Source organism: Enterococcus innesii (genome assembly GCF_022846515.1).
GTDB lineage: Bacteria > Bacillota > Bacilli > Lactobacillales > Enterococcaceae > Enterococcus_D > Enterococcus_D innesii.
Genome location: NZ_AP025635.1, coordinates 2,377,685 through 2,389,798 on the forward strand (window position 1 = coordinate 2,377,685; position 12,114 = coordinate 2,389,798).

Here is a 12,114-nt window from a genome sequence, read left to right on the forward strand (position 1 = left end):
GAAAGGAGATGCTTGTGATGCCGACAGATACATTTTTTCACTTGCCGCCGGAAAAACAAAAGCGCATTTTAAATGCGGCGAAAAAAGAATTTTCCAGGCTGCCTTTGAAAGACGCCTCGATCGCCAACATCATCAAAGATGCCGAAATTCCTCGGGGGAGTTTTTACCAATACTTCGAAAACAAAGAAGATCTTTACTACTATTATTTCCATACGTTGAAAAAAAATAGTCAGCGAGACCTGCTGAAATCGATCCAACATGAAAATGGGGATCTATTTGCGGGGTTCGAATGGTACTTTTCACGGATGATCGCCGAGGTTTTTAAAGGCAAAAATGCAAACTTTTACCGCAATTTATTTATGAGTATGGATTATCGTTCCTTCCATAAAGTCGTGCCAGAGATGCAGCACAAGATGCATCAAGAACACAAAGCCGATCGGCAGAAGCAGCAAGCCATCTTTTTGTCAGAAATCGACAAAGATTTATTGAAAGTAAAAGACGACCATGAGTTGAAAATGTTGATCCAGCTGCTGATGCATACCGTCTTTTCGACGATTGCCGAAGCCTATCGCCAATCAGCGTTTGATCCAGACTATGATCCTGCCGAAGCGATCGCTGATTTCAACAGTAAAGTCCGCTGGTTAAGAGAGGGCGCAAAAAAAGAAAGAGGGGAAACCTATGATTAAGCTGATAAAACGCGTATCCGTCATTTCCATCATCATGGCAGTGGTGTTTATGGTGATCCAAGTCGTTTCTGATTTGTATCTACCGACATTGACTTCCAACATTATCAACAATGGTGTGGCGACAGGCGACATTGATTACATTTGGAAAACCGGCTTTTACATGATCGGCTTTTCATTGATCAGTATCATCGCCGCTTTAGGAAATACGTATTTCGCAACAAGAGAATCACAAAAATTAGGACAAAAACTACGTTCGGACATTTACCAAAAAGTTGAGAATTTTTCTTCTCGTTCTTTCGATAAATTCGGGACCGCATCATTGATCACACGGACCACCAACGACGTCAACCAAATTCAAATGGTGACGCAAATGTTTTTACGTATGATGATCAATGCACCGATCACACTGATTGGGGCGAGCTTCTTGGCCTATCAAAAAGATGCCCAATTAACGAGAATCTTTTTAGTCGTTATTCCTATCATGCTGGTATTGGTCGGCGGTATTATGTATTTTGCCGTTCCTTTATTCAAAAGTATGCAAAAGAAAACCGACCGTTTGAACTTAGTCTTTCGTGAAGGCTTGACGGGGGTCCGGGTCATTCGGGCATTTGACAAAACGGATTATGAAGCAAACCGCTTTGATGAAGCCAACAAAGATTACACCCACACCGCGATTAAAGTAAATACCATCGTGGCCTTGATGATGCCATTGATGACGTTGATCATGAGTGGGACGAACATTGCCATCACGTGGTTTGGCGGTCATTATATTGCAGAAATGACCTTAGAAGTCGGAAACTTGATTGCGTTTATGACCTATGCAATGCAAATTTTGATCAGCTTTATGATGCTGTCAATGATCTTCGTGATGGTGCCAAGAGCCCAAGCTTCGGCTGACCGGATCAACGAAGTCTTAAATGAAGAAGATGAAATTCTCGATCCCAAAACACCAGCGACATTGAGCTTACAAGGGGATCAAGCAACCTTGGCCTTTGACCATGTGGCGTATCGCTACCAAGGCGCTGAGAAATTGGCGTTGGAAGATATTGATTTTCAAGCAAAATCTGGTGATTTTGTTGCCATCATCGGTGGGACGGGCTCAGGGAAAACGACCTTAGTCAATCTCTTGCCTCGTTTGTACGATGTGGAATCTGGTGCAATCAAAATCAATGGGGTCAATATTGCAGAAGTCACCCAGCACAATCTACGAGAAGTCGTGGGCTTTGTTCCACAAAAAGCGGTACTGTTTTCCGGTACCATTCGTGAAAATATGAAATACGGAAAACCCGATGCGACAGACGAAGAAATCTGGCAAGCCTTAGAGATCGCCCAAGCCAAAGATTTTGTCTCCGAACTGGCAGATGGCTTAGATAGCCGTGTAGAACAAGGCGGCGGCAACTTCTCTGGTGGACAACGTCAACGTTTAGCGATCGCTCGTGCGTTAGTGAAACATGCAGATGTCTATGTCTTTGATGATTCCTTCTCCGCACTGGACTTCAAAACCGATGCCAACTTACGTGCAGCGCTGAAACGCGACATGCAAGACAGCATTATGGTCGTGGTTGCCCAACGGGTCAGCACCGTCATGGATGCCGATACGATTTTAGTATTGGATGAAGGACAACTCGTAGGAAAAGGAACCCATGAATCATTAATGGCAGACAATGAAACCTACCAAGAAATCGTTTCTTCACAATTGAGAGAGGAGGATCTTGCATGAGTGAAAAGAAAACAACAACACAACACCGTGGCGGACCAATGGGTGGCGGTCCGGGCCGTAACATCGGTGCCAAAGGACCAAAAGCCAAAAACTTTTGGGGAACGGTCAAACGGCTTTTCGGGTACATGTCGAAACGCTCTATCGCTATCATTGCCGTCTTCGTTTTAGCGATCGCAGCCGTGATCTTCCAAATCCAAACACCGAAAATTTTAGGGGAAGCGACCACTGAAATTTTTAAAGGTGTCATGATCGGTGCACAACAGATGCAAGCCGGCCAACAGGTGACAGAATTTCCTATCGATTTTGAGAAAGTTGGTCAAATCATTTTGATTGCGATCGGCATGTATGTGATTTCAGCCGTCTTCAACTTTCTACAACAGTTTATTATGACTCGTGTCTCGCAACGAACGGTTTATGAGCTGCGTCGTGACTTAGATGAAAAAATGAACCGCTTGCCGATCTCTTACTATGATACTCACTCAAATGGGGATATCATGTCACGGGCGATCAATGATATGGATAATATCGCAAGTACCTTGCAACAAAACTTGACCCAATTTATTACGAGTGTCGTGACCTTTATCGGGGTTTTGTGGATGATGCTGACGATCAGTTGGCAACTGACTTTGGTTGCTTTAGCAACGGTTCCTTTAAGCTTGATCGTCGTGATGATCGTCGCACCAAAATCGCAAAAATTCTTTGCGGCACAACAAAAAAGTTTAGGATTGCTCAATGACCAAGTCGAAGAAACTTACGGCGGTCACACAGTTGTCAAAACTTTCAACCATGAAGCCGCCGATCAAGTCGTTTTTGAAGAAGAAAATGACCGTCTGTATTCTGCTGGTTGGAAAGCCCAATTTATTTCAGCGATCATTATGCCTTTGATGAACTTCATTAAAAACTTGGGCTATGTCTTCGTGGCTGTCCTTGGTGGGATCAAAGTGGCGAATGGGAACATGACGTTAGGGGATGTGCAAGCATTCTTGCAATACACCAATCAATTCTCCCAACCGATCACTCAAATCGCTAGCTTGCTAAACACCATCCAATCAACCGTTGCATCTGCCGAACGGGTCTTTGAAGTCTTGGATGAAGAAGAAATGAATGATGAGCCTTCTGGTTTACCAGTGGAAGACAGTGAATACAAAGTTCGTTTCGATCATGTTCAATTTGGTTATTCTCCAGATAAATTATTGATGACTGATTTTAATCTGGATGTCAAAGCTGGTGAGATGGTGGCTATCGTAGGACCAACTGGCGCTGGGAAAACCACGCTGATCAATCTCTTGGAACGTTTTTATGATGTTTCTGGCGGCAGCATTCGTTACGATGGCAAAGATACCCGAGACTTGACTCGTGATGAGTTGCGTAGTAATATCTCGATGGTGCTGCAAGATACGTGGTTGTTTACCGGCTCCATCTATGACAACATTCATTATGGAAATGAAAAAGCGACCAAAGAACAAGTGATTGCTGCGGCGAAAGCTGCCCATGTGGATGATTTTGTTCGCAAATTGCCAGAAGGCTATGATACGGTCTTGAATGAAGAAGCCAGCAATATCTCCCAAGGTCAACGTCAGCTGATCACAATCGCTCGTGCCTTCTTAGCGGATCCAGATGTCTTGATTTTGGATGAGGCAACTTCCAGTGTCGATACGCGGACAGAGATTTTGATCCAAAAAGCAATGGGTCGTTTGTTAGAAAATCGGACCAGCTTTGTGGTTGCTCACCGTCTATCTACGATTCGTGATGCTGACAATATTATCGTGATGAATCACGGGTCTATTGTTGAGACTGGAAATCATGAAGAATTGATGGCACAAAACGGTTTCTATGCAGACCTGTATAACAGTCAATTTTCAGAAGAAGTGGCGTGATCCACTGTTTGTAATGAAAGAAATTCTTCCCCAAATGATAATAAACAGACCGCCAAAGGTTGACTGAAAGAAAGCAGTGATTGTCACTGCTTTCTTTTTTTTATGAATTTTTCCCGCTTTATTTTAAATATTTATTGCAATTATCTGGATTAAAATGTATATTAATACATAATTTCGAATGAACCAAGACAAGGAGTGAAACCAATGAGTCATCTTTTTCCTAATTACAGCCGTTTGCCCATCGATATCCAGCAAGGCAGCGGCAGCTATGTGGTAGATTCGCAAGGTAACCAATATTTAGATTTAACAAGCGGCATCGGGGTCGTCAATCTCGGTTATGGACATCCCAAAGTGCAAGCTGCTTTGATGGCACAAGCAGAGCAGATTTGGCATGTGCCGAATTTGTATGATAGCCAGCTGCAAGAAGAAGTTGCTCAAAAGCTGACCCAAAATCAAAAGAACGCATCAGACGAGCCGTATCTGGCTTATTTTTGTAATAGCGGTGCTGAGGCGAACGAAGCTGCTTTAAAGCTGGCTCGCAAAGCGACGGGACGTAGTAAGGTTATTAGTTTTGAACAATCTTTCCATGGTCGGACCTTTGGGGCGATGTCTTTGACTGGGCAAAGTAGTATCCATGATGGGTTTGGACCGTTAGTACCAGAGATGGTGTATGTACCCTTTAATGACCTTGAGGCATTGCAATCCGTATTAGATGAGCAGACGGCAGCCGTGTTTTTAGAATTGATCCAAGGCGAAGGCGGCGTGATCCCTGCTGAGGTGGCATGGGTCCAAGCGGTGGCAGCCCTTTGTCAGGAGCAGGGAGCACTGCTAGTGGTGGATGAGATCCAAACCGGGATGGGACGGACAGGAACACTGTTTGCTTTTGAAGGATATGGCATTGAACCTGATCTTTTTACTGTAGCAAAAGGGCTTGGTAACGGGATCCCTGTCGGAGCGATGCTAGGCAAAAGCCACTTGCAAACGGCTTTTGGACCCGGTAGTCACGGTTCGACCTTTGGTGGCAATAAATTAGCGATGGCCGCTGCTAGTGCCGTTTGTAGTGTGTTGAAAGAAGAGGACATTCAAGTCAATGTTCACTTGCGTCAGCAGCAGTTTTTCGACGGATTGCAAGGACTATCTAAGGTGCAGGAGATACGTGGGAAAGGACTGATGATCGGTATCGAATTAGCCGATTCGGAAAGCTTGCAATCCGTGTTGACCCAACTGCGGAACCAAGGCCTCCTTGCATTAAAGGCGGGTACCAAGGTTTTGCGCTTGCTGCCACCCTTAACGATCTCGCAAGAGGAAACGAAAGCAGCATTGGCGATTTTACAAGCGATCTTAGCATAATTGTATAAAAATAGATTTTTTGGGCATTTTTCCTTATAAAAACCGAATAACAGGGAATTTATTTTGAATATCTTTATAAATAACCATTGACAGAGCGATGGGAGTTTCTTATAATCTTAAGTAAATTCTTTTGAGGAGTGACGTGTTTGAAGGCAGCAATCGTTGGTGTAACAGGGTATACCGGAATTGAATTGATTCGTTTGATCCAGCAGCATCCCCAATTGGAGGTGGGCACCTTGCATAGTCATTCTATGCATGAAAATTCATCAGTTTTGTATCCTCATTTAATTGGACTGACAGAGCAGCTGATCGAACCTTTTGATGCAGAAAAAATCCAAAAGGAAAATCAACTCGTGTTTTTTGCGACTCCTGCTGGAATCAGCAAAGAACTCGCAGCGACTCTTGTCGCAAATGACTTTCCAGTGATTGACCTTTCTGGTGATCTGCGATTGAAGGATCGGGATAGCTATCAAAAATGGTATCACCAAGAAGCTGCACCTGCCGAGTTGTTGGCACAAGCGACCTATTCGCTGCCTGAGTTTGCACCGACTCCTGGCAATTTGATCGCCAATCCAGGCTGTTATGCGACTGCTGCCATTTTAGCGGCTGCGCCGTTGGTTCAGCAAAAACTATTCAGCGGTACGTTGATTTTTGATGGCAAGTCGGGTTTGTCGGGTGCTGGTAAGAAATTGACGGACAGCAGTCACTTTGCAACCGCTGCGGATAACATGACGATGTATAAGCCAAATCAGCATCAGCATATTCCAGAGATCATGCAGCAGTTTCAGCAATGGGATCAAGCAATGCCGCCGATCCAATTTTCTACCAGCTTACTGCCTGTCAAAAGAGGGATCTTTATGACGCTTTATGCGCCTATCAAAGACGCGATTTCGCAAGAGGACATCTGTGAGCAGTACATAAAAACGTATCAAGACCATCCATTTGTCCGAGTGCAACCGTTAGGAAAGCTGCCCGAGCTGCGGCAAGTGACGGGAACGAATTTTTGTGACATTGGCATATGTTTCAATCCGCTGACCCAAGTGTTGACCGTTGTCGCAGTGATCGATAATTTAGGCAAAGGGGCTGCTGGCCAAGCGATCCAAAACTTCAATCGATGGGCAAAGATACCAGAAACGACTGGTCTTATGCAAGCACCGTTATATCCATAAAATAGCCAACAGACGCGTGAGGATACTCGTGTCAGCCAGTGGACAATCCGCAAAAAGGTGGCAGTAGGAGGAAAGAAAATGAAAGAAATCGAAGGAACGATCGCAACCCCCAAAGGTTTTTTTGCCGACGGTCTGCATTGCGGTCTGAAGAAAGAGAAAGTCGATCTTGGTTGGATCGTCTCTGAAGTGCCAGCCAGTGCTGCGGCAGTCTTTACCACCAATCAAGTACAAGCGGCACCCATTCTCGTTACAAAGGAAAAAATGCAAGCAGGCACCTTGCAAGGCGTGATCGTCAATGCGGGCAATGCCAATGCTTGTACCGGGGAGCAAGGTTTAAAAGATGCACAAGAGATGGCAGAATTGGCAGCAGCCCAGCTGCATACGAGTCCCGAAGCCTTTGCGGTAGCCTCCACCGGGATCATTGGTAAGAGCTTACCGATGGAAAAAATCACTGCAGGGATTCAGCAACTAAACAGGCAAGGGGATGCCCACCGATTTCAAAGAGCGATTTTGACGACGGATCTGACTGAAAAAAGCAGTGTTATCCAATCAACGATCGCTGACAAAACGGTGACTGTTGCGGGCTGTGCCAAAGGGTCTGGTATGATCCATCCCAATATGGCCACGATGCTGGCATTTGTTACGACCGATGCGGCGATCGCTCCAGCACTCTTGCAAGCACTGCTGAAAGAATTGACCGACGTTACCTTCAATCAAATCACGGTCGATGGCGATACATCCACCAATGATATGGTGTTAGTTTTAGCCAACGGGTTAGCCAAAAATCCAACGATCGAAGCCGATACGCCAGCTTATCAGGAGTTTAAAGGGATGCTCAAAGCAGTTCTGACCACACTAGCCAAAGCAATTGCGAAGGATGGAGAAGGCGCCAGCAAATTGATCGAAGCTCACACGAGTGGAGCGGTGACGGATGAAGCAGCCCGAATGATCAGCAAAACCATCGTCGGTTCCCCGCTGGTCAAAACAGCCCTCTTTGGCAAAGACCCAAACTGGGGGCGTATCTTATGTGCAGTAGGTTATAGTGGGCAACCCATCGATCCAGCAACGGTATCGATCGCATTAGCCGACATTCCCGTCTTTGTCCAAGGGACACCGGTAGCTTTTGACGAAACCATCATGCAAGAACAGTTGGCGGAAAATGAAGTCAAAGTCGCTGTTGAGCTGAAAGAAGGGGCTGGTGTTGGCACCGCTTGGGGCTGTGATCTGACGTATGACTATGTGAAAATCAACGCACTATATCATACCTAATACAAATCAGGTACTAGACAAAAAGGAGCGAGTAGATGGAAACGATCGTAGTAAAAATCGGCGGTGTCGCCTCAGACAATTTAACCCCGTCATTCTTTGAGACTATAGCAGATTGGCAAGCTGCGGGCAAAAAAGTGGTCATCGTCCATGGCGGTGGTCACTACATCTCAGAAATGATGGAGAAAATGGCGTTGACAGTCACGATCAAAGACGGCCTGCGGGTGACCGATCCCAAGACGCTTGAAGTAACTAGAATGGTCCTTCTGGGACAAGTTCAACCGCTGATCACGACCGCTTTCCAGCAAGCCGGCTTCCATGCCGTAGGACTGAATGCCGGCTGTGATCAACTGATTCAAGGAGAAGTTATCGATGAGGAGAAATTAGGGCAAGTAGGGAAAGTTCAACAAATCAACGCTGCTTTCCTGCAGCTCTTGACAGAGAAAAAACATGTTCCGATCTTGGCACCGCTAGGAATTACCCCAGAGGGTCAATGGCTGAACATCAATGCCGATGAAGTAGCGTGTCAGGTTGCTGCTAGCTTGCAAGCCGAAAAGCTGTATTTGTTGACGGATGTTCCTGGCATCAAACAAGAAAGCAAGTGGTTATCAGTTGTTCCTTTTGAAGAGATCCCCCAACTGATCACCGAAGAAGTAGTCACAGGCGGCATGTTGCCCAAACTAAAAAGCGCCGAAAAAGCGTTGAAAGCAGGGGTCGCCTCTGTTTGTATCACGGATCGTGTCGACCGTTTGGGCACTCAGATCTTAGCTGCAACTCCAGCAGCAGCTGTTTGCGGTTAAAGCCTTTAGCGGCAATCCAACGCCTGTCTTCCCCTCGTAAGATTGCAAAATTCTGACTTTTCTGCGCTTTTCTTCTTGTTTTCTCCAAAAAAAGAATAAAAGAGGTAGGGATTTCATTTGCTAGAATTTCGTTTTATCAGTACAATGAGTACATATGTAAGTAGGGGGAGAAACAATGACAGATTTCTTATTGGGGAGCAGTACGAAGTTGCTGACTGTTGCAATTCGGGTAAAAGACCGCGATCAAGCGATTGCCTTTTATCGAGATGTACTTGGCTTTGAGCTGAAAAGAGAAGAAAATGAGTTGGCCATTTTTGGTCTAAAAGGATTAGATAGAGAAGTTTTATGGTTGGAAGAAAGCCCACGTGCCAACGATCATTTCGGTGAGATCAAAAAGATGCAGCGCATCGTCTTAGCTGTATCCTCGCTAGAAGAAGCGGCAACTATCGCGAGCAATGCCCAACAAAAAGCGATTGCTTTCGAAGAAGCTCGTTATGAAGCGAATCAATTAGGCTTCCTGATAGCTGATCCAGAAGGGAACAAAATTGAAGTCTTATTTACAGCACCCGCAGGAACTGCGTTACCAAAAGACGAAGCAGAATTGATCAAAGCGGCACCTGCAAAAGCGGCTGGCTTATCAAAAGAGGCTCATTTTGGCAAGCTGTATTTAAACGTCAGTGATCTAGCCAAAGAGCAGCTTTTCTTAGAAGAAAGCTTAGGATTGAAAACAAAAGAAGCCGAAACAAAGGAATTTATCCTCAATGATGGTGACTTCCAAGTTGGCTTGACTGAAGCACAAGGTGGTACGATCGACTTACCGAGCCATGAGGTGCTTGGCTTAGACTTCTTGAAAATCTCTATCAGTCAAGAAGATATCGATACATTGGAAAAACACTTGTCTGAGAAGAATCAAGCGTTTTTCATCGACAAAAAACGGAAATTGTTGACGACCTACGATGCGATCGGTATCGAATGGTGGTTTATCGTTAAAAAATAATAGATTATGAAAGAAAAAGCAGAGAGGTCGATTCTCTGCTTTTTCTTTTTTTTGTCAAAAAAAGAAACTTTTGTTTTTATTTCGCACGAAAGAGTGCAAAAACCTGTTACATCGATTTGAAGACCAATCATTGAAAAAACGGTAGTTTATCTGTATTAGCAGAGCAGGTCCAATCTATTTGGATTTTCTTTTTTTGTTATTTATTGATTGGGTGACTTATTTTAAAACTTAATATAATAGCCATTATGATTCAAAAAAAGAAAACATTATATTGAATTGTGGTTATTCTTAATTTATAATAAAAAAGAATCGAGATTCGATGGACTCTGGACGCAGAGGTTGTTTGTTGTTTTAATGTATGCGGTTTCTTTTGGTGGTGAGCAGTAACGGGAAGACAAGGAGTAGATGTGATGAAAAAAAAGGGGATACAGCGGTATTTTGCTCAATGGGATCTTCAGCTTATGGTGCTGCCGGCGATCTTACTGGTAGGTATCTTTAGTTATATCCCAATGTACGGGATTTTGATGGCGTTTCAACAGTACAATATTTTTGAGGGAATGGCAGGAAGCCCTTGGATCGGTTTTGACAATTTTCGTCGCTTTTTTAGTGAACCACGCTTTTGGGAAATCTTACGCAATACCATTATGATCAGTGTGTTAAAGATCGTCATTTGTTTCCCGGCACCGATTTTGCTGGCATTGATGCTTAACGAGGTCAAGAATGTTGCCTTCAAGCGTGTGGTGCAGACGATTACTTATCTCCCACACTTTTTATCATGGGTGATCGTGGCAGGGTTTACGATGTCGATTTTATCGATGGATAACGGTAGCTTAAATATTGCTTTGGAGAGTTTAAACCTGATCGATGAACCAATCAACTTTTTATCGATCCCCCGTTATTTCTGGACGATCATCGTTACGACAAATCTTTGGAAATCGATTGGCTTTGGCTCGATCGTCTATATGGCAGCCATTGCTGGGATCGATCCGCAGTTGTATGAAGCAGCATCCTTAGATGGTGCGACAAAATTTCAGCAAGTTTTTTTGATCACGTTGCCTTCGATCATTCCAATCATTACGATCTTCTTGATCTTAGAAATCGGCAACTTGTTAAATGCGGGCTTTGAAGATTTGCTTTTACTGGGGAGCAATCCAGCTCTTAGGAATGTGGCGGATGTCATTGATACCTATGTGTATCGGGTAGGGATCAGCAATTCTCAATATTCATATGCAACAGCTGTTGGTTTGTTCAAAGCAGTCATTAGTGTCACGCTTTTGAGCGGAGCAAACTTTTTCGCACGCAAAGTCGGTCACAGTCTATGGTGAGTAGCAGAGGAGGAAATGAGCAATGAGGAAAAATTGGGGCGACCAAGCGATGATGGTATTCATCTACGTATTTTTGATAACGCTTGCATTTCTAACGTTTTATCCCTTCTGGAATTCGCTGGTGATTTCCTTTAATTCTGGTCGTGATACGGTAACTGGCGGCATCACTTTTTGGCCAAGAGAATTTACGTTGGAGAACTATCAAATCGTCTTTCAAGACCAGCGCTTGATGAATGCCTTTTTCATCAGTGTCTTGCGGACCGTGATCGGGACATTTTCATCGATCATGCTGACAGCGATGGCGGCTTATGGGATGTCAAAAAGAGAATTGATTGGACGGAAATACATTACGATCTTCTTCATCCTCACGATGTTCTTCAGTGGCGGCTTGATCCCAACCTTCTTGGTGGTACGTTCACTAGGATTAATGGATTCTTTTTGGGTAATGATCATTCCTGGATTGATCAGTGTTTGGAATATGATCATCTTCCGAACGTTTTTCCAGCAACTGCCGAAAGGATTGGAGGATTCAGCGAAAATTGATGGTTGCGGGTATTGGGGGACATTTTTCCGGATCATTTTGCCACTATCAGGTCCAGTTATTGCCACACTCTCGCTGTTTACCGCAGTTGGACACTGGAATGATTGGTTTATGCCAAGTATCTATATCACTTCGGATCATCTGATTCCCTTGCAGACGTTTTTGCAGCGAGTCTTGAATTCGAACACGGTGAGTTCGCAAATGAGTCAAATCGATTCTGGCTCAGCTGCTCGTTTGGCAGATATGACTGGTGTTACCGGAAAATCCTTATCAATGGCAATTATGATGGTGGCGACCTTGCCGATCGTAATGGTTTATCCGTTTGTTCAAAAGTATTTTGTAAAAGGTGTTTTGATTGGTTCATTGAAAGATTAGCATAGCAG

10 protein-coding genes are annotated in these 12,114 nt (G+C 44.3%); all 10 read left to right on the forward strand.

What is annotated here, in order from left to right; translation table 11 throughout:
* The first annotated feature begins 17 nt into the window (after positions 1-17).
* The 10 genes from ENLAB_RS11185 (at position 18) to ENLAB_RS11230 (ending at position 12,106) form a co-directional block, all read left to right on the forward strand.
* Positions 18-686, forward strand: a complete 669-nt coding sequence (locus ENLAB_RS11185) for a TetR/AcrR family transcriptional regulator (RefSeq protein ID WP_077453958.1) — start codon at positions 18-20, stop codon at positions 684-686.
* Complete coding sequence (locus tag ENLAB_RS11190) at positions 679-2,406, forward strand: ABC transporter ATP-binding protein (protein ID WP_200125873.1); 1,728 nt, start codon at positions 679-681, stop codon at positions 2,404-2,406. Before ENLAB_RS11185 ends, ENLAB_RS11190 begins: the two co-directional genes overlap by 8 nt.
* Positions 2,403-4,283, forward strand: coding sequence for an ABC transporter ATP-binding protein (locus ENLAB_RS11195; RefSeq protein ID WP_200125875.1), 1,881 nt, complete (start codon positions 2,403-2,405; stop codon positions 4,281-4,283). Before ENLAB_RS11190 ends, ENLAB_RS11195 begins: the two co-directional genes overlap by 4 nt.
* A 204-nt stretch (positions 4,284-4,487) precedes the next feature.
* On the forward strand, positions 4,488-5,633 hold the full coding sequence (gene argD / locus ENLAB_RS11200) for an acetylornithine transaminase (RefSeq protein WP_200125877.1): 1,146 nt from the start codon (positions 4,488-4,490) through the stop codon (positions 5,631-5,633).
* Positions 5,634-5,779: 146 nt separating this feature from the next.
* The gene (argC, locus tag ENLAB_RS11205; RefSeq protein ID WP_200125878.1) at positions 5,780-6,802 is read left to right on the forward strand and encodes an N-acetyl-gamma-glutamyl-phosphate reductase; all 1,023 of its coding nucleotides are present in this window, start codon (positions 5,780-5,782) and stop codon (positions 6,800-6,802) included.
* Between the two features lie 78 nt (positions 6,803-6,880).
* Positions 6,881-8,071: a bifunctional glutamate N-acetyltransferase/amino-acid acetyltransferase ArgJ gene (gene argJ / locus ENLAB_RS11210; RefSeq protein ID WP_200125880.1), complete on the forward strand. Its 1,191-nt coding sequence runs from the start codon at positions 6,881-6,883 to the stop codon at positions 8,069-8,071.
* A gap of 35 nt (positions 8,072-8,106) precedes the next feature.
* Positions 8,107-8,868: an acetylglutamate kinase gene (gene argB, locus ENLAB_RS11215; RefSeq protein ID WP_200125881.1), complete on the forward strand. Its 762-nt coding sequence runs from the start codon at positions 8,107-8,109 to the stop codon at positions 8,866-8,868.
* Positions 8,869-9,043: 175 nt separating this feature from the next.
* Complete coding sequence (locus tag ENLAB_RS11220) at positions 9,044-9,865, forward strand: VOC family protein (protein WP_086293878.1); 822 nt, start codon at positions 9,044-9,046, stop codon at positions 9,863-9,865.
* A gap of 410 nt (positions 9,866-10,275) precedes the next feature.
* Complete coding sequence (locus ENLAB_RS11225) at positions 10,276-11,190, forward strand: ABC transporter permease (protein WP_081118282.1); 915 nt, start codon at positions 10,276-10,278, stop codon at positions 11,188-11,190.
* Positions 11,191-11,212: 22 nt separating this feature from the next.
* On the forward strand, positions 11,213-12,106 hold the full coding sequence (locus tag ENLAB_RS11230; protein ID WP_081118283.1) for a carbohydrate ABC transporter permease: 894 nt from the start codon (positions 11,213-11,215) through the stop codon (positions 12,104-12,106).
* Positions 12,107-12,114: the final 8 nt, after the last annotated feature.

What these genes read in the sequence shown, in the direction of transcription:
- ENLAB_RS11185 (WP_077453958.1), top strand. Translation starts at nt 18, where the DNA reads ATGCCGACAGATACATTTTTTCACTTGCCGCCGGAAAAACAAAAGCGC.
- ENLAB_RS11190 (WP_200125873.1), top strand. Translation starts at nt 679, where the DNA reads ATGATTAAGCTGATAAAACGCGTATCCGTCATTTCCATCATCATGGCA.
- ENLAB_RS11195 (WP_200125875.1), top strand. Translation starts at nt 2,403, where the DNA reads ATGAGTGAAAAGAAAACAACAACACAACACCGTGGCGGACCAATGGGT.
- argD (WP_200125877.1), top strand. Translation starts at nt 4,488, where the DNA reads ATGAGTCATCTTTTTCCTAATTACAGCCGTTTGCCCATCGATATCCAG.
- argJ (WP_200125880.1), top strand. Translation starts at nt 6,881, where the DNA reads ATGAAAGAAATCGAAGGAACGATCGCAACCCCCAAAGGTTTTTTTGCC.
- argB (WP_200125881.1), top strand. Translation starts at nt 8,107, where the DNA reads ATGGAAACGATCGTAGTAAAAATCGGCGGTGTCGCCTCAGACAATTTA.
- ENLAB_RS11220 (WP_086293878.1), top strand. Translation starts at nt 9,044, where the DNA reads ATGACAGATTTCTTATTGGGGAGCAGTACGAAGTTGCTGACTGTTGCA.
- ENLAB_RS11225 (WP_081118282.1), top strand. Translation starts at nt 10,276, where the DNA reads ATGAAAAAAAAGGGGATACAGCGGTATTTTGCTCAATGGGATCTTCAG.
- ENLAB_RS11230 (WP_081118283.1), top strand. Translation starts at nt 11,213, where the DNA reads ATGAGGAAAAATTGGGGCGACCAAGCGATGATGGTATTCATCTACGTA.